This is a genomic window from Streptomyces sp. NPDC002018 (assembly GCF_042890865.1).
In the GTDB taxonomy this organism is placed as follows: domain Bacteria; phylum Actinomycetota; class Actinomycetes; order Streptomycetales; family Streptomycetaceae; genus Streptomyces.
The window spans coordinates 56,590-77,214 of sequence record NZ_JBIASO010000026.1; the positions used below are offsets into that span (position 1 = coordinate 56,590).

15 protein-coding genes, 1 tRNA gene and 1 pseudogene are annotated in these 20,625 nt (G+C 71.0%); 5 read left to right on the forward strand and 12 right to left on the reverse strand.

From position 1 onward, the window contains the following. Positions 1 to 282: 282 nt before the first annotated feature. The 7 genes from pheA to ACFYYH_RS30940 form a co-directional block, all read right to left on the reverse strand. Positions 283 to 1,218: a prephenate dehydratase gene (gene pheA, locus ACFYYH_RS30910; RefSeq protein ID WP_388557994.1), complete on the reverse strand. Its 936-nt coding sequence runs from the start codon at positions 1,216 to 1,218 to the stop codon at positions 283 to 285. A 138-nt stretch (positions 1,219 to 1,356) separates the two neighbouring features. Continuing rightward, on the reverse strand, positions 1,357 to 2,595 hold the full coding sequence (efeB, locus tag ACFYYH_RS30915) for an iron uptake transporter deferrochelatase/peroxidase subunit (RefSeq protein WP_388558056.1): 1,239 nt from the start codon (positions 2,593 to 2,595) through the stop codon (positions 1,357 to 1,359). 258 nt (positions 2,596 to 2,853) lie between these two features. Further along, positions 2,854 to 4,968, reverse strand: coding sequence for a copper resistance CopC/CopD family protein (locus tag ACFYYH_RS30920; RefSeq protein WP_388557997.1), 2,115 nt, complete (start codon positions 4,966 to 4,968; stop codon positions 2,854 to 2,856). Positions 4,969 to 4,982: 14 nt separating this feature from the next. Then, positions 4,983 to 5,471 carry a copper chaperone PCu(A)C gene (locus ACFYYH_RS30925; protein WP_388558000.1) on the reverse strand — a complete coding sequence of 163 codons (489 nt, stop codon included), beginning with the start codon at positions 5,469 to 5,471 and terminating at the stop codon, positions 4,983 to 4,985. Positions 5,472 to 5,557: 86 nt separating this feature from the next. Continuing rightward, on the reverse strand, positions 5,558 to 6,214 hold the full coding sequence (locus ACFYYH_RS30930; protein WP_388558003.1) for an SCO family protein: 657 nt from the start codon (positions 6,212 to 6,214) through the stop codon (positions 5,558 to 5,560). Positions 6,215 to 6,472: 258 nt separating this feature from the next. After that, positions 6,473 to 7,309, reverse strand: a complete 837-nt coding sequence (locus tag ACFYYH_RS30935; RefSeq protein ID WP_388558006.1) for a YcnI family protein — start codon at positions 7,307 to 7,309, stop codon at positions 6,473 to 6,475. 279 nt (positions 7,310 to 7,588) lie between these two features. Further along, entirely contained in the window at positions 7,589 to 8,494 is a 906-nt protein-coding gene (locus tag ACFYYH_RS30940) for a hypothetical protein (protein WP_388558009.1), read from the reverse strand. 194 nt (positions 8,495 to 8,688) lie between these two features. On the opposite strand from ACFYYH_RS30940, the gene ACFYYH_RS30945 reads away from it, so the two are divergent. Next, entirely contained in the window at positions 8,689 to 9,162 is a 474-nt protein-coding gene (locus ACFYYH_RS30945; protein ID WP_388558012.1) for an ATP-binding protein, read from the forward strand. Between the two features lie 42 nt (positions 9,163 to 9,204). On the opposite strand, the gene ACFYYH_RS30950 is transcribed toward ACFYYH_RS30945, so the two are convergent. Further along, positions 9,205 to 10,680, reverse strand: a complete 1,476-nt coding sequence (locus ACFYYH_RS30950) for an aminopeptidase P family protein (RefSeq protein ID WP_388558015.1) — start codon at positions 10,678 to 10,680, stop codon at positions 9,205 to 9,207. A gap of 193 nt (positions 10,681 to 10,873) precedes the next feature. After that, a complete protein-coding gene (locus ACFYYH_RS30955) occupies positions 10,874 to 12,535 on the reverse strand; it encodes a PP2C family protein-serine/threonine phosphatase (protein ID WP_388558018.1) in 1,662 nt (553 codons plus the stop codon). Positions 12,536 to 13,068: 533 nt separating this feature from the next. Here ACFYYH_RS30955 and ACFYYH_RS30960 point away from each other — a divergent pair. Together ACFYYH_RS30960 and ACFYYH_RS30965 are read left to right on the forward strand one after the other, a co-directional pair. Then, positions 13,069 to 13,752, forward strand: a complete 684-nt coding sequence (locus ACFYYH_RS30960; RefSeq protein ID WP_388558021.1) for a bifunctional DNA primase/polymerase — start codon at positions 13,069 to 13,071, stop codon at positions 13,750 to 13,752. Between the two features lie 473 nt (positions 13,753 to 14,225). Continuing rightward, a complete protein-coding gene (locus tag ACFYYH_RS30965; protein WP_388558024.1) occupies positions 14,226 to 14,810 on the forward strand; it encodes a hypothetical protein in 585 nt (194 codons plus the stop codon). Between the two features lie 461 nt (positions 14,811 to 15,271). On the opposite strand, the gene ACFYYH_RS30970 is transcribed toward ACFYYH_RS30965, so the two are convergent. The 3 genes and pseudogenes from ACFYYH_RS30970 to ACFYYH_RS30980 form a co-directional block, all read right to left on the reverse strand. Continuing rightward, complete coding sequence (locus tag ACFYYH_RS30970) at positions 15,272 to 16,237, reverse strand: DUF5926 family protein (protein WP_388558027.1); 966 nt, start codon at positions 16,235 to 16,237, stop codon at positions 15,272 to 15,274. Between the two features lie 446 nt (positions 16,238 to 16,683). Next, positions 16,684 to 17,265: pseudogene (locus ACFYYH_RS30975) on the reverse strand (ATP-binding protein); the annotation flags it as partial. Between the two features lie 91 nt (positions 17,266 to 17,356). Then, positions 17,357 to 18,157, reverse strand: coding sequence for a glycerophosphodiester phosphodiesterase (locus ACFYYH_RS30980; protein WP_388558030.1), 801 nt, complete (start codon positions 18,155 to 18,157; stop codon positions 17,357 to 17,359). 267 nt (positions 18,158 to 18,424) lie between these two features. Between ACFYYH_RS30980 and ACFYYH_RS30985 the strand changes: the two genes are divergently transcribed. Both ACFYYH_RS30985 and ACFYYH_RS30990 read left to right on the forward strand, forming a co-directional pair. Beyond that, positions 18,425 to 20,053, forward strand: coding sequence for a S1C family serine protease (locus ACFYYH_RS30985; RefSeq protein WP_388558033.1), 1,629 nt, complete (start codon positions 18,425 to 18,427; stop codon positions 20,051 to 20,053). Positions 20,054 to 20,487: 434 nt separating this feature from the next. After that, positions 20,488 to 20,577, forward strand: a tRNA-Ser gene (locus ACFYYH_RS30990). Positions 20,578 to 20,625: the final 48 nt, after the last annotated feature.

Below are 20,625 nucleotides of genomic sequence, written 5' to 3' on the forward strand. Positions count from 1 at the left end.
AACCCGCTTCACACACTCATTCGGGTGGGAATTGCTCGCTCCAACGAGTTGATCGCAGGGGTTGGGGTGACGTGGACCGGTGGGGAGCCTGTGGATGGGCGTCGGCGATCGGAGCGATTTGTCGACCCGAGCGGTCACGGTTGTCGACTTGTCCCCAGGTCGAGAAGCGAGCCTGTGGATAACTCTGCGCCATGTCCACAGGCACACGGGCGGTGCGACCACACGGAGATGGCACGGGTCCTACGGGGCGGCGATCGACCGCCCGGGGCCGGCGGTCGGCCGTCAGGCGCGGCCGTCCTGGCTGCGCGCCAGCCACTCCGCCGCCTCGATGAACTCCGTGTCCGAGGTTCCAGGCCGCAGTGTCGACACATCGCCCGGAGACACTCCCGCACGCGGGTACGAACCGAGGAAGCGCACCTTGGGACAGATCCGCTTCAGCCCCATCAGGGCCTCGCCCACCCGCCGGTCCGAGATATGGCCCTCGGCGTCCACCGCGAAGCAGTAGTTGCCGATCCCCGCGCCGGTCGGCCGCGACTGGATCAGCATCAGGTTGACCCCGCGTACGGCGAACTCCTGGAGCAGTTCGAGCAGCGCGCCCGGGTGGTCGTCGCCCAGCCAGATGACCACCGAGGTCTTGTCCGCACCCGTCGGCGCGGAGGGACGCGCGGGCCGGCCGACCAGGACGAAGCGCGTCTCCGCGTTCTCCGCGTCGTGGATCTCGGTGACCAGCGGTTCGAGACCGTAGGTGGCCGCCGCGAACTCGCCCGCGAAGGCCGCGTCGAACCGGCCCTCCTGCACCAGCCGCGCCCCGTCCGCGTTCGAGGCCGCCGACTCCCACAGCGCGTCCGGGAGATGGGTGCGCAGCCAGTTGCGCACCTGAGGCTGGGCGACCGGATGACCGGTCACCGTCTTCACGTCGGAGAGCGCGGTGCCGGGCCGTACGAGCAGGGCGAACGTGATCGGCAGCAGCACCTCGCGGTAGATCATCAGGGGCGCGCCGGAGGCCAGCTCGTCGAGCGTGGCGGTGACGCCGCCCTCCACCGAGTTCTCGATCGGTACGAGTGCCGCGGCGGCGTCGCCGTTCCGTACGGCGTCGAGCGCCGTCGGTACGGACACCATGGGGACGAGTTCCCGCGTGGCGGCTTCCGGGAGGGTACGGAGGGCCGCCTCCGTGAAGGTGCCCTCGGGGCCCAGATACGTGTAGCGCGTGGCCGACATACGGTCACCCTAATGGCCCGTCGCGGTTCATGACTCCTGAGCGCGTACCGGAGGCCCGGGGCGGGGGTCCGGGTCAGCGGCCGGGGCAGGAGCCGTGGCCAAAGCCTCGCCCCAGTGAGGGCGCGACGCTCAGAATGCTCAGGATTCCAGGAGCCGCTGACCCACGTACTCTCCTCGCCCCGCGCCCCCGGGCACCGCGAACAGCCCACTCGCCTCGTGGCGGATGAACGCCGACAGCGCGTCCCCCCGGTCGAGCTTGCGCTGCACCGGTACGAACCCCTTGAGCGGATCGGCCTGCCAGCAGACGAAGAGCAGCCCCGCGTCAGGCGTCCCGTCCGCCCCGATCCCGTCGTGGAAGGAGAAGGGCCGCCGCAGCATCGCGGCCCCGCCGTTCGCCTCGGGGGCCGAGATCCGGGCGTGCGCGTTGGCCGGTATGACGGGCCTGCCGTCGGCACCCAGCCGGTCGAGGTCGGGCTCCGTCGTCTCCGTACCGCCCGTGAGCGGGGCGCCGTCGGACTTACGACGGCCGATGACCTGCTCCTGCTTGCCGAGCGGGAGCTTCTCCCAGTCGTCGAGGAGCATACGGATCCGGCGTACGACGGCGTACGAGCCACCCGCCATCCAGGCCGGGGTGCCGGCCGCCGGGGCCGCCGGGACGAAGATCCGCCGGTCGAAGTCCGGCTCGGACGGCTTCGGGTTGCCCGTGCCGTCGAGCTGGCCCATCAGATTGCGGCTGGTCATCGGGTGCGGAGTGGCACCGGGCGAACGGTTGAAGCCGTTCATCTGCCAGCGCACCCGCGCCGCCGCGCCCGCGTCCTTCTGGAGCGTACGCAGGGCGTGGAAGGCGACCAGGGCGTCGTCGGAGCCGATCTGGATCCAGAGATCGCCGTTGCTGCGCCGGGGATCGAGATGGTCGGAGGAGAAGGCGGGCAGCGGGTCCAGGGCCGTGGGGCGCTGGGCGGCCAGCCCCGTACGGTCGAAGAAACCGCGGCCGAAACCGAAGGTCACGGTGAGTGAGGAGGGCCCGGCGTCCAGGGCGACACCGGTGTCGCCGTCGGCGTCCCGGCCACCGGCCGGTTCACCGGCCATCAGCGCGCGCGCCGACTCCGACCAGCGGCGCAGCAGCGCGGCGGCCTCCTTCCGGCCGGCTCCCGGGGCCAGGTCGAAGGCGATCAGATGGCCCCGGGCGTGCATCGGGGTGGTGATACCCGGCTGGTGCGCGCCATGGAAGGGGACGGACCCGGTGCCGAGCGTGGTGAGCGCGGCCGCCGGCTCGGCGCGGCTCGTCGCGTACGCACCGGCCCCGCCCACCGCTCCGAGCGCCAGTCCGCCGGCTCCGGCGGCGCTCGCGGTGCCGATCAGCCGCCGCCGGGAGATACCGGCGGGTGGAGCGCCCTCCGTTCCGGGCCGGTCGCCGTCCCGTGCGGGCCGGTCGCCGTCCCTGCTCTTGGCGGTGTCCCGGCTGGTGGCCGTGCCCGGGGCCGACGCGGTGTCCCGCGACGTCGTGGCGTTGCCGGCGTCCGGGGCACCCGGGGAGTCGGAGGCGTTCGAGGAGCCGGAGGCGTCCGGGGCGGCCGGGGAGTCCAGGGCGGCTTTTCGCTTGTTTCGGTCCTGTCGGGTCTCGCTCACGATGGGTCAGCCGATCTTCACGTTCTTGTCGACGGTTGTCTGGTCGATGTCGGAGGTCCGTACGGTCACCCGGAGCCGCCAGTCGCCCGGCATCGGGATCTGTACGGCGCCCTCGCTCCAGTGTCCGGGAGCGACACGGTCGGGCACGATCGGCAGGGGGCCGATCCGCTCCGCCGTGAGGGTGAAGTCGGCCTTCACCTCAGGCACGTCCAGCGGCTTGCCGTCGGGGCGGTCGACATAGATGTGCATGACATTGGCACCGGAGCGACCGGGGCCGAGGGTCAGCCTGATGGTGCCCCGGCCGTTCTGGCCGCCGGTGTCGAAGGGCATGCGGACGCTGACGGGACCCGCGTTCGCGGGGGCGTCCGCCGCGGTCCCCCCGGTCCGGTTCGCCTCCAGCTCGGCGGTACGGCCCGGCTCGGTGGACGTCAGCACGGTCGTGACGGCGAGGAGTACCACGGCGATTCCGGCCTCGGCGAGTACCGAGCGGCGCAGTCCGGTCCGTACGGGGTCGGCGTCCCGGACGCGCTTCTGGCGTGCGGTCGCCAGCGCGGCTCTTTGCCGGGCGAGCTGGGTAGCTCTCTGACTGTCACCCACCAGGGTCGTCGCGGTGACGGATTCGGATCCGGTCCTCCCCCCGGCTCCGGATTCCGCCGCCGCGCCGGCCTCGCCCTCTGTCTTGTGCTCGGCGTCCGCCGCGACCCCTGCCGCCGCTCTTGTCTCCGCGTCCGTCTCGACCTCCGCGCCCGTCTCGACCTCCGTTTCCGCCCCGGCCTCCGTCACGGCCCCGACCGCGTCCGTCTCCCCGACCACCGTCGTCTCTTCCGCCAGTCGTCCCGTCCACCGCCGTGAGAACCAGGCGATGCCGACCAGCACCGCCACGAGCCCGACCTTGACCAACAGGAGCTGTCCGTATGCCGTTTCCCAGAGCGCCGACCACGATCCGACCTGACGCCAGGACTGGTAGATCCCGGTCGCGGCGATCACCACCACGCTGAGAAAGGCGGTGCGGGAGAAGCGCCGTACGGCGGCGCTGTCGATGAAGGGCGCCCGGTAGAGGGCGACGAGCAGTGCCGTCAGCCCGCCCAGCCAGACCGCCACCGCCAGCAGATGGAGCACGTCCACCGGCATGGCGAGACCGGTCTGTATACCGGTCGAGGCGTGTTCGGACAGCGCCCAGGTCGCGGCGATCCCGGCCGCGACGACGGTGCCGCCCGCGGTGAGCCCGAAGGTGAGGTCCTTCCTCTCCTTGCTCTCCTCCTCGTTGCGGGGCGACTCCCTCCTGGCGTACGCGCCGAAGAGGACGGCGACGAAGAGGGCCGCCGCGCCGAGGAGCAGCAGCCGGGAGACGAGCGCCGCACCGGTCTTGGTGGCGAGGACGTCCTGAAGTCCGTCGAGATCGAAGGCGTCGCCCAGCTCGCCGGAGCCGGTGTACGGATTGCGCAGGAGCAGCAGCACGAGCGTGGCGGCGGTCAGGGTCAGCCAGCCCTGCACGACGAGCCGTTGCAGCGGCCTCACGGACGCGCCGCGCTGCCAGCAGCCGAGTACGAAGGCGGCGCCGCCGACGAGCAGGATGAACCCGGCGTACGACACATAGCGCGCCGCGTCGTACAGGGCGCCGACCAGTCCGCCGCCCGCCTCCTCTGTGGGCACGGTGGCGGTGGTCCGGGAGGGCGCGCCGATGGAGAAGGTGAAGGCGCCGGAGACGGGATGGCTGTCGGCCGAGACGGCCTGCCAGGCGACGGTGTAGGTGCCGTCGGTCAGTCCTGGGCGCAGGTCGACGGCGTACCGTACGGTGCCCGCGTCGCTGAGATCGCGGATCTTGGCCACATCGACGCGCTTGCTGGTGGGATCGAGTACACGGATCGAGTTGTCGCCCATGGCGATCTGTTCGGAGAAGGTGAGGGTGATGTCCTGGGGAGCAGAGGCGACCACCGCCCCGTCCTCGGGGTTGCTGCCGGTCAGCGCGGCATGCGCCGACGCCGTGCCGGAGAGCACGGTGAAGACGGTGCCGAGCAGCACCGTGGTGACGAGCAGCAGTCGTACCAGGGGTGCTCGTCCCAGGGGTGCTCGTCCGAGGCGTGGGGCCGCGGGCCCGGGGCGTGGGGCGGTGGCTGTCATGGCGTCTCAGTCCCTCACTGCTGGGCGGGGTTGTAGGTGGTCTCCTTCACGGGAAGCTCGACCTCGATGGGGTCGGCCTTCTCGAAGTGCAGTTCGATGCTGACGTTCTCCCCCTGCTGGGGACGGTGCTTGAGATCCATGAACATGAGGTGGCTGCCGCCCCGTTCGAGATCCAGTCGGCCGTCGGCCGGGATGTCGAAGGACGTCACCTCCATCATTTTCTGGTTCTCGGTCTTGTGGATGGTGATGTCGTCGGAGATGTCGCCGGTGACGGAGGTGAGCTTGTCGGCGGTGTCGCCGCTGTTGGTGATGGTGAGGAAGCCCGCCCCGAGATCGCTGACAGGCCGCGGCATATAGCCACCTGTGACGGACAGTTCGGGCTGCCCGGACGAACGGTCGCCGTCACCGGAGGAACAGCCGGTCAGCGCCAGTGCCAGTGCCAGCGTCAGTGCCAGCGCGGCCATGAGACCGGTCGCGGGTGCGAGCGGAGTGCGGCGGTTCACCGGACCGTTCACGGGGTCTGGGCCGTTCACCGGACCGGGCACAGGGGCTGAGCCGTTCACCGGATCGTTCACGGGTGCCGAGCCGTTCACGGGGTCTCGCCCTTGATCAGCTTCGGCAGATCCTTGGCGTAGTCGTCTGCGGAGGTGTCCTCGCCGTAGAGGACATAGCCGGCGTCGGTCTTCGGCGAGAAGGCGATGACCTGCGCGCCGTGCATGGAGACCACGCTGCCGTCCTTCTCCTTCTGTGCCGGGTCGATTCCGATGCCCAGTTGACGGGCGCCCGCCTGGATCGTGGGGAAGTCCCCGGTGAGCCCGACGAACGACGCGTCGCCCGCGCTCGGCAGCCATGCGGCGAGCTCGGCGGAGGTGTCACGCTCGGGGTCGGTGGTGACGAAGACGACCTGGAGCTTGTCCTGGTCGGCCTTGGGGAGCGACTTCCTGGCGATGGCGATGTTGCTCATCGTCAGCGGGCAGACGTCCGGACAGTTGGTGTAGCCGAAGTAGATCAGCGTCGGCTTGCCCTTGGTCCGTTCGCGGAAGTCGTAGTCCTGCCCCTTGGTGTCCTTGAGGACGAGGTTCGGCTTCTCGAAGGGCTGGTCGAGCACGGTCGCCGCTCGGGTCTTCTCCTGGACGGAGACATCGGCGATCGGCTTCGCGGGGTCGTCGCCGCTGCCGCAGGCGGTCAGGGCGAGGGCCGCGGCCACCGCGAGAGCGGCGGCGGAGGTCAGGGTCTTCTTGCGCATGGAGAGATTTCCTGGTCGTGGAGTACGGGCGCCGGGCACGCAGGGCCGGGGAGTTCCCGGCCCCGCGTCCCTCCGGGCGCCTCGGTGCGGGGAGCCTGGTGAATCGGGTGACGCGCCACGGGGCGCGTCGTGCGGCACGTCGTGCGGCACATCGTCATGTCCTACGCCGCGTGTCCGCTGTATGGAGGCGTCCCCGTACAGCGGTACGGCCCGGACGGCGCCTCAGACGCGTGTCGGGGCGGCGCGTCGGACGGTGCGTCAGGCGGCGGTACGACGCCGGCCGGCCAGGATGCCGAAGGCCACCCCGGCGACACCGACGACGATGCCGACGATGCCGAGGACACGCGCGGTGGTGTCACTGCTGTCGGCGGAGGCGGTCTCGGTCCTGGCGTCCCCGGCCGCGCTCGCGGCCTTCGTGTCGTCGTGGCCCGAGGCCGCCTCGGCGGTGGCCTTGTCGGCTGTTCCCCCGTGCTCGTCGCCCGTGGCCGCGGTGAGCTTCAGGACGGGCGCGGGGCTCTCGGGCTCCTCCGCGCCCTCCTTGGGCTCCTCGATCCAGCGGACGATCTCCTTGTTGTCGTACGTCTGGATGGTCTTGAACACCAGCTCGTCCGCGTCCTCGGGAAGCTGTCCGACGGAGAGGGGGAACTGCTGGAACTGTCCGGGGCCGATCTTGCCGCCGTCCGCGGTCCAGGTGACCTTGGAGACCGCCTCGGTGATCGTGTTGCCGTGCAGCTCCAGCGGCTTGGCGAGCTTGCTCTTGGTGACATCGACCTTCCAGCCGGGCACGGGCTGCGGCATCACGGACGCCAGCGGGTGATCGGTGGGGAAGTTCACCTCGACCTTGGTGGTGGAGGCGTTGTCACGCTCGTTGGGGACCTTGAAGTTGATCGTGGCGTAACCGCCCTTGGCGGCCTCACCCTGCGGCTGGACGCTGACATGCGCGGAAGCGGGGCCCGCCAGCAGCAGAAGGGCGGCCGCGGCGACACCGCCGGCCACGGAGAGACGAGTGAGGTTCCTGACCGCGGATCCGGATCCGGATCCGGAGGGGTAGGCCGAGGGGGAAGAGGAGGTGGGGAACGGGGAAGCGGAGAACATCGGGAACACGGAACACTCCACGGTGTGGGGAGAAGAGGTGATCGGGCGGAGGAGCCGTGGCGCGCGGTGGCCACGGCGGAGCGACATCACTCGGTCCGGTACGTCCGATACATCCGGCATGTACGGTCCCGCGGCCGTCCGTGCGGATACGCGCGTACGAAGGTGTCCGTACGGACGCGTAACAGCATGAGGACGGTGAGGACCTCGCGCCGTGGGGATCTCTCGTCGGGAGGACGTGAGGAGCCAGGGAGGACGTGCGGAGGTGAGAGGTGCGTCGCGTCAGGCTGCGAGAGCGAAGGCGGCGGGAGGGCCGCGCCTGATCACCGTGTGCTGGAGTGTCTCCCCGGCGGGCACCGGAAGAGCGGGGTACGAGATACGCGGCGTGCGCGCCTCCGGAGCGCGCGCCCCGGACAGCCCTGCGCACAGGGCCCGTACGAGCGCGAGAGCCACACGCAGGGCGCGCAGCGACGCGCTCTCCGTGACCTCGCTGATGCCGTGCGCCGAGAGCCGTGTGAGCCGCAGCAGTGCCAGATCGCCGCGGCGCAGCAGCCAGCCGGTCGCGAGGGCGGCCAGCAGATGCCCGAGCACCATCGGCAGCGACGGAAGCAGCCCGTCGACGGAGGCCGGTGCCGGTACGGAGGCCGAAGCCGGGTCCGCGTGCGCGCCCGTGGCGCCGACCGCGGCCAGCAGATGCTGATGGACCCCCGCCATCGCCCCGGCGCCCGAGCCCGCCCCGGAGCCATGCCCCGAGCCCGCCCCAACGCCCATGTTCATGCCCGAACCGGCCGGATTGAGCCCCGCGTTGGCCACGATCCGCTGTGCGTCGACAGCGCTCAGTGAGGCCGGACCCGCTCCGCAGACCAGTTTCGCGGCCAGTCTGATCAGCGCGTCATCGGGCACCGCCGGCACCGTGAGATGCCGCTGACCGATGCCGAACAGGCTGTGCAGCCCGAGTTGTCCGGCCGTCAGGGCCAGCACGATGGACGGTGTCGAGCGCGCGCGTCCTGCCAGTGGAGCGGCGACGGCGAAGACGGCCAGGAAACCGAGAAGAAGGGTCCACCACGGGACGGGGGCGCAGGCGGCCAGCACATGCCCGGTCGCCGACAGCACGACGCAGACCGCGGTGAACACCGCGGCCCTCAGCAGCCGCGGAGCGGCTCCGGCACGTGCGAGACGGGCAGACATGGCCGGGCCATCATCGCACTGCGGCTCCGGACCCCGAAGGGCAGGTCCGGAAGGTCATCCTCTGCCCCATACACCGCCATGCGCCGCGCTCGCGTCGGCCGAATGAGGGCTATCACGTCAACCGCGCGCTTACGACCCCCCAAGGGGGGCAATACGTATCGGTATGTCGAGCCGCAGCCAGAAAGGCTGGAGCAATGAGCATCTGGTGGTCTCTCCACTTGCGGCGCGAAGCCGCGAGCGTTCCGCTCGCCCGTCGCCTTCTGCTCGGCGCCATGGAGACCGCGGGGGTCGATCCGGACATCTCCTTCGACCTGTCGGTCGCGCTCAGCGAAGCCTGTGCGAACGCCGTGGAGCACGGCGGTACGGGTGAGGGCGCCGGGGACGGATATTCCGGCGGGCCTCCCGGGGCGTACCGGGTGACCGCGTATCTGGACGGCGAGCGATGTCGTATCGAAGTGGCCGATTCGGGCCCGGGGTTCTCCACTCGGCGCGTGGTGCGCCGCCACACGCCTCAGGCCGCCCCCACCGCCGAGAGCGGCAGGGGCCTGGGCCTGATCGAACAGCTCGCCGATCATGTGCATTTCCGTAATAAACCGGGGCACGGAGCGGTGGTCAGCTTCGACAAGATCCTCAAATGGCGGGAGGACGCCCTGCTCAGGGCGGTCTGAGCCCGAGCGGCGCGCCCTCCTCCGGTCCGACACCCTGGCCCGTCAGGCCTGCTTGAGGCCCGCCATCCAGGCCTCCACCTCGTCGGACCGGCGCGGCAGCCCCGCCGACAGATTCCGGTTCCCGTCCTCCGTGACGAGGATGTCGTCCTCGATCCGGACACCGATACCGCGGTACTCCTCGGGAACGGTCAGATCATCGGCCTGGAAGTAGAGACCCGGCTCGACGGTGAGGCACATCCCCGGCTCCAGGGTCCCGTCCACGTACACCTCCCGGCGGGCGGCGGCGCAGTCGTGCACATCCAGACCGAGCATGTGACCCGTGCCGTGCAGCGTCCAGCGGCGCTGGAGACCCAGCTCCAGGACCTTCTCGACCGGCCCTTCGAGCAGACCCCACTCGACGAGCCTCTCGGCGAGGACGCGCTGCGCGGCCTCGTGGAAGTCGCGGTACTTCGCACCGGGCTTCACGGCCGCGATACCGGCTTCCTGGGACTCGTACACCGCGTCGTAGATCTTCCGCTGAAGCTCGGTGTAGCGGCCGTTGATCGGCAGCGTGCGCGTGACATCGGCGGTGTAGAGGGTGTTGGTCTCCACGCCGGCGTCGAGCAGCAGCAGATCGCCGGAGCGTACGGCGCCGTCGTTGCGCACCCAGTGCAGGGTGGTGGCGTGCGGTCCCGCCGCGCAGATCGAGCCGTAGCCGATGTCGTTGCCCTCGACGCGGGCGCGCAGGAAGAATGTTCCCTCGATATAGCGCTCGCTGGTCGCCTCGGCCTTGTCGAGGATCTTCACGACGTCCTCGAAGCCACGCACGGTGGAGTCGACGGCCTTCTGGAGCTCGCCGATCTCGAAGTCGTCCTTCACGGCGCGCGCCTCGGAGAGATAAACGCGCAGCTCCTCGTCGCGCTCCGCGGTCACCTTGTCGGCCAGCGCGGCCTCGATGGAGGCGTCATGCCCCCGGACGTTGCGGACCGGCCCCGTGGCCTCCTTGAGGGCGGCGGCCACCTGGCGCACGTCCTTGGCGGGGATGCCCAGCAACTGCCCGGCCTCGGTGAGGGAGTGCCGGCGGCCGACCCACAGCTCGCCCTGGCCGTCGAGCCAGAACTCGCCGTTCTCACGGTTGGAGCGCGGCAGCAGATAGACCGTCGCGTCGTGCCCGCCGTCCTTCGGCTCCAGTACGAGAACCCCGTCGTGGGTCTGGTCGCCGGTGAGGTACGTGTACTCCGTCGAGGCGCGGAAGGCGTACTCGGTGTCGTTGGAGCGGGTCTTGAGGTTGCCCGCGGGGATCACCAGGCGCTCGCCGGGGAAGCGCGCGGAGAGCGCGGCGCGGCGTGCTGCGGTGTGGGACGCCTGTGCGATCGGCTCCAGGCCGTGCAGCTCGGTGTCGGCCCAGCCGGTCTTCATGATGTCTGCGAGCTCGTCGGACACGCCCGGGTTCAAACCGTTCTTCCTCGTCTTGATCGGCTCTTCCTCGGTCTCCGGGGTCTCCGGTTCCGGGGTCTCCTGGGGGAGCTCGTCAGCCACGTCTTCTCCTTCTACGGCTCTGGATCCAGACCATCCTTTCCATCGTATGTGGGAGGGGAAGGGGGCAGCCGTTCCTGTGAGGAATGCATCAGGAACGGCTGCGATGCGCTGTGATCGGTCGTGATCCGCTGTGATCCATCGTGATCGCCCCGATGGCGGCAAGTGGCCATGAAATTATATAAATAAGACTCGGTCAGTCGAACCGAGCGGCGAGCAGCACCACGTCCTCGGTGCCGCCGGACACCCGCCCGCCTTCGGCGTTCCTGACCTCGGCGCCGCGTCCCGGCAGCACGGTCCGCAGCACATGGTCGGCGACCGCTCCCGGATCGTTCCGTGCCGACGGCGGGACGCTCGCCGCCGCCGCGTGCAGGCGCGCGTAGGCCCGGTCCATGGGGTCACCGGTACGCCGCAGCAGCCCGTCCGTGTAGAGCAGCACCGTTTCGCCTGGCGCGGGCCACACCTCCACGCTGGGCGCCTCCCAGCACGCGAGCATCCCGAGCGGCGCGGAGAGGGACGTCTCGACGAACTCCGTACGCCGGTCCCCGACGATCAGCGGCGGCGCGTGCCCGGCTCCCGCCAGCAGGATCCTGCCCTGGGCCGGTTCGGCGTACGCGAAGAGGGCGGTGGCCGTGTGCGCGGGTTCGGTCAGCCTCAGCAGCAGTTCCAGATCGGAGAGTACGGCGACGGGGTCCTCGCCCTCCAGCACCGCGTACGCCCGAAGCGAGGCGCGCAGCCGTCCCATCGCGGCCACCGCGCCGGGCCCGGAGCCGCCGGCCGAGCCGACGGCGAGGCCGAGGGCTCCCTCGGGCAGCGGGAGCGCGTCGTACCAGTCACCGCCCCCGTACGGTCCTGTGCGGTGGCGCGCGGCGAGCTGGACGCCGGGGATCCGTGGGAGCCGTCCGGGCAGCAGTCCCTCGGCGACGGCGGCCACGCGGGTACGGGCCCGCTCCAGCTCCACCAGCCGGGAGAGGTGCGCGCTCGCGTACCGCGCGTAGAGACCGACGAGGTGGCGCTGGCGCTCCACCGGTTCGGCGGGTTCGTCGTACAACCAGACGACGGCCCCGAGCCGGCCGGACACGGTGCCGGACAGGGCATCGGAAACGCCCCCGGACGTACCGCCGAAAGCACTGCCGAAAGCACCGCCGGAAACACCGGTGGGGCCCCTGCTGGGGACGCCGGCGGGAACGGCGGCGGGAACGCCCGTGGGGACGCCCCCCGTTCCCGCGCCGACGACCAGCGGTACCGCGTAGCTGGCGCCGTAGCCGAGCCGCAGCGCGACCTCGCGCTGGCGCGGGTCCGGTTCCGCGTTCCGGAAGAGATCGGGAACGGCCACCGGTTCGGTCCGTGCGACGGGGCCGTCCAGGAGCCCGCCGTACAGGCAGGCGCGGCGCGGCACGGTCTCCAGATGGCCGAGATCGGCGTGGGTGAGACCGAGGCCGAGCGTGGTGGAGGGACCCAGCCCGTCGGCCGGTTCGAGGACGACCAGCCCCCGACGGGCGCCGACGAGGGCGGCTCCGGCGCGCAGCAGCTCCTTGAGCGCGCTGTCCAGTGAGCGGGTTCCGGCCAGCCGTTCGGTGAGTTCGTGCAGGGTGGTCAGATCGGAGACCCAGCCAGCCAGCCGGTCCCGGATCAGTGCGCCGGGCGCGGCGGGAAGGTCGCTCAGAGGCGCGTCAGTGTGCGCGGGTGCCGGAACCGTGGAATCCATTCCAGCCACTTTCGGCATGTTCGGGGCGCTCATGGCAGTCGGCTTTCCGACGGGTGCGTTTCCCTCAATAGCATCGCAAACCCCTAGGTCATTGCGCGCGGCTACCCACCTGTCCACATGTACACGCATAACTAAGGCAATGTCCAGCATTGTCCTGGCGGGAAGGCCGGTGTCCTGAGACGTTCAAGTTGGCAAAAAAATGACCCCCCTGACCAGGTTTTGCGATCGACTGAGGGCGCTCAACAGGGGGTCCTCCAGGGATGAGTTCGAGTTCGGCCCGGGTGGAGCGTCATTCCGAACGTGATGGGTACGTAAACGGTGACGGACAGGGGCAGTTGGGACCGCCCCGGAACCTGGCGGCAGGACCGGGCGTCTTAACCGCCACAGGTCACACCACATCCCGCGGAGTGGCGAGAAAAGTACAGCGGGACAGAGCGGGACAGTAGGCGCCATGCGCACGCCACCCCTCGCCACATGCTCAACGAAGACAGTCCGTGCTCGGCCCAGGAATGGCGTGACGCGCCGCAGGCCGGGAGGGTCTGTCCGTGCCTCAGGTACGGGGCGGCCATGCGTCGAAAGTGCGCGCGGTGAATACGCACAGTGATACGCACGGTGAAGTGATGCACACACATGGTGTCAGTGTCATGTGGACCTCGGCGTTCAACGGAAAGGAACGAGCGCTCATGCGCGAGATCCTCGGAAGGCGACGCAGGCTCCGGCTCCGGCGCAAGGGGGGGCCTGCCCAACTCGACGCGGCGCTCACCTGCGCCACCGCGTGGAGATGGCCCGTACTCCCGGGCGCCGGCCTCACGGCGGCCGGCGGACGCGGGACACGCGGACATGGCTGCGCCTGCCCCGACCTCGATTGCGCCGTACCCGGCGCACACCCCTTCGATCCCGGTCTGCTCGCGGCGACCACCGACGAGCGCATGGTGCGCTGGTGGTGGGAGAACCGACCCACGGCCCCGATCGTGCTGGCCACCGGCGGCAGCGCGCCCTGCGCGGTGAGTCTGCCGGCCGTCGCGGGCGCTCGGGCGCTGGTGGAACTGAACCGGATGGACATCCGGCTGGGACCGGTCGTCGCGACCCCCACACGGTGGTCGCTGCTGGTGGCCCCGTACACCCTCGAACAGCTCGGCGAGCTGCTCTACGCCAAGGCTTGGGTGCCCAGTTCGCTGCGGTTCCACGGTGAGGGCGGCTATCTGGTGCTGCCGCCGTCCGAGGCGGCCGGCGGGCAGGTCCGCTGGGAGCGGGCGCCCCTGGCGGGCTCGGCGGCGCCCTGGCTGCCGGATGTGGAGGCGGTCGTGGACGCGCTCGTCGAGGCGAGCACGAGCGCTCCGGACGGCGGCAGCAGGCTCGCGTACTGACGGCGGGCTCGCGCACTGACGGCGGGCTCGCGCACTGACGGCGGTCGACGCGTCCCGTTCCGGGGCGCGTCGCGCCGTACGGCCGGGCGTCGCGCCGTGCGGTCGGCATCGCGCTGTACGGTCGGCGCTGAGCCTCGGCCAGGCGCCGGGCATCGCACCGTACGGGCGGGCGCTGAGCCCCGGCCAGGCGCCGGGCCGCCCCCCCAGGGCGATCGGGGGCCGCCGCGACCGCATCCGAGGTGCGCGTTCAGGGCCGCACCCGAGGCGGTGCTTTGACGGCCCGCCCGATATGAAGCGTCTCGATATATGAAGTGTCTCGATCGGCCCCTTCGCCGCTCCCGCGCTGGCCCGTACGGGTGTGAGCCGCGCCGAGTTGTACGGGAAATGGGCGCGCATCGCCTCCGATCGGCCCGGTCCGTGGATATCTTCGGCCCACCGTCCGCACATCCCCGGCAGTGGCAGGTGGGCCCAGCATGAATCTCCGCATGATCGGGCTCGCGGCTGCCGCCGTGTTCACCGTACTGCTGCCGTTGGCCGCGGCCGAGTGGTCCGGCCCGACGGACCCGAGGGACCGGCACGCGGACGCCAAGCCGGACGCGGGTGTTCGCTCTCTGTCCGGAATTGACGGGTCCGCGGCGCGGGGCTCTGGGACGGACGGGCCCGCGGTGACAGGAGGTACGACGGGCGGGGACACGAAGAAGCCCGCGGCCGAGCGATGTGGGCCTGAAGTCGCCTCTCCGGAAGGGATCGAGGCACGGACATGTGTTCTCACCGAGGGCACCGACACCTGGGCCCGTACCGCGTACCGCAACACGTCCGGCGATGAACTGCGTGCCGCACTGAACTTGATGGGCCCCCGCGGCCGCACCGTACAGACACACTGCGTGGTCGGGGCTTCCGAGGAGCTCGCGACCTGCCAGACGCCCCGGGAGCCGTCCCGGGGAGCGATTGCGGAGTACACGGCGATCGTGGAGTTCGCGGCCCCGCCGACGACGCGCTCCGGCGGCGACGACGAGGCGATCGGGCCGCTGCTGCTGAGGTCGGGGAGCAACTCGTAGGATCCGGCGGGCCGTTGACATACCGGCCGGTCCCAGGAAAGCGGACGCCCGGTCGCTGGCGACGGGGGATGCACCAGCGACCGGGCTTCTAGAACGGTAACAAGAGATCGGCAGTTAGCAAATTCGATCCGGTGTATTCGGACAATGAATTACCTGCCGGTACGGGTCGGTGTGGCGGAGCGTGTGACGGGCATCACCGGGTTTCTGCCGGCCCTTCCCCGCCGAGGACACGGTCAGTGACCGGCCCCCGATCCATCGGCGCCTTCGGCCCCGTCGTCGCCCTCGGCCCGCCTCAGGTCCTCGGCCCGCCTCAGGCCCTCGGTCCCTCGCGACCGGCTCCCGTCCCCGCCCCCGAACCGGCCCTCGGCCCCGCCGACGGCGTCAGCCGCCGCCGACGCCGTCAGCCGCTGCCGTCAACCACCGCCCACGCCGTCAGCGCGCCACCGATCCCGCCGCTTTCCTCAGCTCAGCGTCACCTGGCGATTGGTGAGTCCGCCGCGCGCCCGGCGCTCGTCCCCCGTCAGCGGCGTGTCGACGGCCAGGGCCGCCGTCAGCCGCTCGGCGAACTCCGCCGCGGGCTTCTCGCACTCCTCCGCGCCCATCGCGCTCGGCAGGTCCCACACCGGCACCGTCAGCCCGTGTGCCCGGAAGGACCCGACGAGCCGGGTTCCCTCGCCGAGGCTCGACGTGCCCGCGGCGTGCAGCCGGGCCAGCGCGTCGAGCAACTGCTCCTCGGGGTAGGGCATGACCCAGCGCAGGTGGTTCTTCTCCGGCGTCTCGCACCAGTACGCGGCGTCCGTGCCCGAGAGCAGTACGGTCGGGATCGCGGCGGCGTTGGCACGCTCCAGGGAGGCGCTCACCTCGGCCGAGGCGTTCTCCGCGTCCGGGACCCAGAACTCGAACCCGGCGTGGACGACCGGCGTGAACCCGGCCTCGGGGTCGAGCAGATCCTGGAGCCGCGGACCGTCGGCGGACGCCCGCTGCGCGGCCACGGGATTGCCGGGCTCCGCCGTCAGCGCTCGCTGGAGCGTGTCGGCGAGATCACGGCTCAGGTCGCCGGACGAGGTGTCGTTCTGGAGCGCGAGGAGCACGGAACCGTCGTCGCGGCGCAGCGCCGGCCAGGCCATCGGCAGGACGGTCGCGAGCGTCACGGACGGTACGTCGTCGGGCAGGCCGTCCCTGAGGGTCAGTTCGGCGGTCGCGGCGGGCACCAGCTCGCGCAGCGCGACCCAGTCGCACTCGCCCGCCAGGCCCTCGAAGGGGCGCTGGACCAGCTCGGTCACGGCGTGCGCGGCGGCCCGGCCGTGGCAGGCCTTGTAGCGACGGCCCGAACCGCACGGGCAGGGCTCGCGGGCCCCGACCACCGGAATCGGTCCGTCGTTGAGCTGCGCCTTGGCGGCCTTCGTCTGGGGGCGCTTCTTGGCCATGGTGTGGCTTTCTCCCGTAGCGGCGGTGCGGTGTCGGCGCGAGCCTAGCCGTACGGGCAGTGCCGGGGGCGTGATGCGACGCCCGGAGGGTCGGCCCGGCCGCCCGGCCGTACGTACGCTCCCGCCTCGCGACGTCGGCGGACGGCGGCACACGGCCGCTCGCGTCGGCGCGACGTCGGCCCCGCGCCGTCCCGTCAGCGCGCGTCGTCGAAGGGGTCCACGAAGGCGAGTCCGTCCAGGCCGTCCAGGTCCTGAAGGCCGGCGAGACCGTCCAGCTCGTCGATTCCGTCGATCCCGTCGAATCCGGTGAGACCGTCGAGACCGCCCGGCCCGCCGAGACCGTCCGGCGCGCCGAGACCGTCCAGGCTGTGGAGCCCCGCGCCGGTGCCGGTGCGCTTCGCTCCGGGGCCCGTGCCGGAGCCCCGGCCCGGGTGGACGCCCGTATCCGGGCCTGTGACGCGCGTAGCGAGATCATTTCGGCGGCGTACAGCAGCGACGATCACCCACACGGTGACCTCGCCGGACGCGTTGTCCCGTACGCCCCACTCCTGGGCGAGCGCCGAGATGATGTTGAGCCCTCGGCCGCCGCGGGCCGTGACCGAGGGAGTCGCGGGAACCGGCCGCGTCGGGCCACCGCCGTCCGTCACCTCGACGACAAGCCGTCCTGCCTTGTCGACACGCCACTCGGCACGGATATTGCCGTCACCGATCTGCTTCTGTCCCAGCGGTCTGCCGTGCCGACACGCGTTGCTGACCAGCTCGGAAAGGATCAGTACGGCATCGTCGACGACCGCGTCCGACACCCCGCTGCGGCTCAGCTGCTGCCGCATCCGGTGTCGCGCTTCCCCCACGCCCGCAGGGCCATGGGGAACGGCCATGCACGACGACGTGGGCACTTCTTGTGCCACCACAAACGCCACCCCCGAGACCTCCTTTGCCCCACGCCACGGTGTGGATGCCCCAATGGCCTGGACCGGAAACCGGCCAGGCGAGAGCCTTTGACGCACTCGTAACGCTCGAATGCGCATCGAACGCGCCGGTGCACTCCCTGTCACTCTTCATCGCGGTGGAGTCGGGTGGATTTGTCAGGCAATGCGCGAGGCGATGCGTACGGCGATGTCAGGAAAGGCGGCCGAGCTGTGACAAGACTTGTTTGGGGCGATTGGTAATGATCGCTTCGACACCGAGGCGCACACAGAGATCGACGTCTTCCGGCTCATTCACCGTCCATACATGGACACGGTGGCCGGCCCTGTGCAGCCGTGCGATGTAGCCGGGGTGGTTGCGGACGATCCGCATCCCGGGGCCCGCGATCCGGGCGCCGGCCGGCAGCCGCCCGTCACGCAGCCGGGGGGAGACGAACTGCATCAGATAGACGGTCGGCAGCGCCGGCGCGGCATACGCGATCCGGTGCAGCGAGCGCGCGGAGAAGCTCATGATCCTTACGGCGGATTCGCCCGGTGCCGGATCATTCAGACCGAAGCGTCCCAGCAGCTCCAGCAGCCGCTCCTCCACCTGTCCGGCCCAGCGGGTGGGATGTTTGGTCTCGATGGCCAGCTCGATGGGGCGTCCGGCGTCCGCGATCAGTTCGAGCAGCCGTTCCAGGGTCAGTACGGAGGTGAACTCGCGGTCGCCCCAGTCCGGGCTCTCCTCGCTGTCCTTCCAGGAGCCGAAGTCGAGCGCCGCGAGATCGGCCAGCTCCAGGGCGGAAACGGCGCCGCGTCCGTTGGAGGTGCGGTTCACGCGACGGTCGTGGACACAGACGAGATGCCCGTCGGCGGTGAGCCGCACATCGCACTCCAGTGCGTCGGCGCCGTCCTCGATGGCCTTCGTGTAAGCGGCCAGGGTGTGCTCCGGGGCGTCCTCCGAGGCTCCACGGTGGGCGACGACCTGGATGCTGTGCTGTCGTGCTTGGGTCACCGCGTCATGGTGTCATCGTGAGGGGACGGGCAGGGTAGGCGGGTGAACGGAAAGCGTTCTCCGGGCGGTCTCCAGCCGGTCGGATCAAGATGCGATCGTTTTGTCCGGAATAAAGGATGGCGGACAGACGCACAGGTCCTGCTTACAGTGGTCTGACGTGCCGTGGGAAAAGCTGACCGCAGATACTTGCGCAACAACGGAAACCTGCACGGCGGAACTCTGCGGAACTCTTGCCGAAGACTGATGTGGAACCGAGGAGAAAGAGCTGTGAGCACTGAGAACGAGGGCACTGCGGTCCCCGGCGGCCCGTCCGTACCTCCCGTGCCGGACGCCGCTCCCCAGGGCACTCCCGCGTCCGGTCCGCGCGAGGACGGGCAGGAGCCGACGGCGCAGATGAACCCGCAGACAGGCTCGCAGGCGGGCTCGTACGCGGACGCACGGCACGCGCACGCACAGCAGCCTGACGCACACCGCCCCGACGCCCAGCATCCGGACGCCCAGCATCCGGAGGCACAGCACCCGCAGGCGCAGTACCCGGAGGCGCAGGGGGGCCACCCGGACGGGACGCCGGGCGGGACACCGGGAGCCGGGCCCGCGGCCGCCCCGACGGGCGCTCCCGAGCCGGTGCACGCGGCGGACGCCGGATGGCCCCCGCCCCCGCCGGTGCTTCCCGCCTACGCCTCCTACGGAGGCGGTGGCGACGACACCTCCGGAGGCGCCGGCGACGGCTCGCAGTGGGGTGCGCCGGTGCCCGGCCACGAGCCCCGGCCGCCGCGCAGGCGCCAGGGCGGGCTGATCACCGCCGTGCTCGCGGCGGCGCTGGTCGCGGGCGGCATCGGCGGCGGCGTCGGCTACTGGGCGGCGGAGAGCAACGACGACGGCGGGGTCGGTTCGACGACGGTCGCCGCGGCGGACGCTCCGAAGGACATCAAGCGCGAGTCCGGCACGGTCGCGGCAGTGGCCGCGCAGTCGCTGCCGAGCGTCGTGACCATCGAGGCGCAGGGCGGCAATGGCGAGGGCGGTACGGGCACCGGCTTCGTCTACGACAAGGAGGGCCACATCCTCACCAACAACCATGTGGTGGCCTCCGCGGCGAACGGCGGTGACCTGACCGCGACGTTCTCCAACGGCGACAAGTACGACGCCGAGGTCGTCGGCCGGGCCGAGGGCTACGACGTGGCGGTGGTGAAGCTGAAGAAGGCGCCCAGCGGTCTGACGCCGCTTCCGCTCGCCAATTCGGACCAGGTCGCGGTCGGCGACTCGACCATCGCGATCGGCGCCCCGTTCGGTCTCTCCAACACCGTCACCACGGGCATCATCAGCGCCAAGAACCGGCCGGTCGCCTCGGGTGACGGAGCCGGCGGCAGCAACTCGTACATGAGCGCCCTCCAGACCGACGCCTCCATCAACCCGGGTAACTCCGGTGGCCCGCTGCTGGACTCCCGTGGCGCGGTCATCGGCATCAACTCGGCGATCCAGTCGGCGGGCAGCGGCGGTCTGGGCCAGTCCCAGGCGGGCTCCATCGGCCTCGGCTTCGCCATCCCGATCAACCAGGCGAAGAACGTCGCGGAACAGCTCATCGAGACGGGCCAGCCGGTCTACCCGCTGATCGGCGCCACGGTCACGATGACCGAGGGCGGCGACGGCGCCACCATCTCCCCGCAGGGCGAGGGCGGCACCCCGGCCATCACCCCGAACGGCCCGGCCGCGAAGGCCGGCCTCAAGGCGGGCGACATCATCACCAAGTTCAACGACACCCCGATCGACAGCGGCCCCACCCTGATCGGCCAGATCTGGACCCACAAGCCCGGCGACAAGGTCACCCTCACTTACATCCGTGACGGCAAGGAGGCCACGGCCCAGGTCATCCTGGGCGAGCGCAAGGGCGAGAGCTGACCGCCGGGGCTGTTCCCGGCCACGCAAAGCGCTGACGAGGCGAGGGCGCCGGACCAAGTCCGGCGCCCTCGCCTATGAGAAGGGTCAGCACCCCACCGCGAATGGCCATACAGGCGCCGTTGTACGGAGGAGCCCACGCGACGGCGCACGTCGTCGGCCCAGGAGCAGCCGCTCAACAACGGTCCCCCGCCACCCGCGCCGGGCTTGATCCGACGGTGACGGGGAAACAGATGCCCCCACCGCGACCACCGTCAGCCACGCCACGAGCGGCCCGCTCGCGGCGACCGGGGCGAGGCGGTCGACCACGCCCTGCGCGCAGGGCACCAACTCAGCACCCTGCTGCCGACGGCCACGACGTAGGAGCAACCAGAGGCCCCCACCCCCGCCCCCGCCCGGTAGGCTGTAGGCGCTCCGCCCCTGGTGGACGGGGCGCAGGTGGGTTGCCCGAGCGGCCTAAGGGAACGGTCTTGAAAACCGTCGTGGCAGCGATGTCACCGTGGGTTCAAATCCCACACCCACCGCCAGGTGAAACGGCCCCTGACCAGGGAACTGGTCAGGGCCGCTGTGCTGCC

Excerpts from the sequence above, each read along its gene's own strand:
- pheA (WP_388557994.1), bottom strand. The coding sequence starts at position 1,218 with ATGTCGGCCACGCGCTACACGTATCTGGGCCCCGAGGGCACCTTCACG.
- ACFYYH_RS30920 (WP_388557997.1), bottom strand. The coding sequence starts at position 4,968 with ATGACAGCCACCGCCCCACGCCCCGGGCCCGCGGCCCCACGCCTCGGA.
- ACFYYH_RS30930 (WP_388558003.1), bottom strand. The coding sequence starts at position 6,214 with ATGCGCAAGAAGACCCTGACCTCCGCCGCCGCTCTCGCGGTGGCCGCG.
- ACFYYH_RS30935 (WP_388558006.1), bottom strand. The coding sequence starts at position 7,309 with ATGTTCTCCGCTTCCCCGTTCCCCACCTCCTCTTCCCCCTCGGCCTAC.
- ACFYYH_RS30940 (WP_388558009.1), bottom strand. The coding sequence starts at position 8,494 with ATGTCTGCCCGTCTCGCACGTGCCGGAGCCGCTCCGCGGCTGCTGAGG.
- ACFYYH_RS30945 (WP_388558012.1), top strand. The coding sequence starts at position 8,689 with ATGAGCATCTGGTGGTCTCTCCACTTGCGGCGCGAAGCCGCGAGCGTT.
- ACFYYH_RS30955 (WP_388558018.1), bottom strand. The coding sequence starts at position 12,535 with ATGCTGGACATTGCCTTAGTTATGCGTGTACATGTGGACAGGTGGGTA.
- ACFYYH_RS30960 (WP_388558021.1), top strand. The coding sequence starts at position 13,069 with ATGCGCGAGATCCTCGGAAGGCGACGCAGGCTCCGGCTCCGGCGCAAG.
- ACFYYH_RS30965 (WP_388558024.1), top strand. The coding sequence starts at position 14,226 with ATGAATCTCCGCATGATCGGGCTCGCGGCTGCCGCCGTGTTCACCGTA.
- ACFYYH_RS30970 (WP_388558027.1), bottom strand. The coding sequence starts at position 16,237 with ATGGCCAAGAAGCGCCCCCAGACGAAGGCCGCCAAGGCGCAGCTCAAC.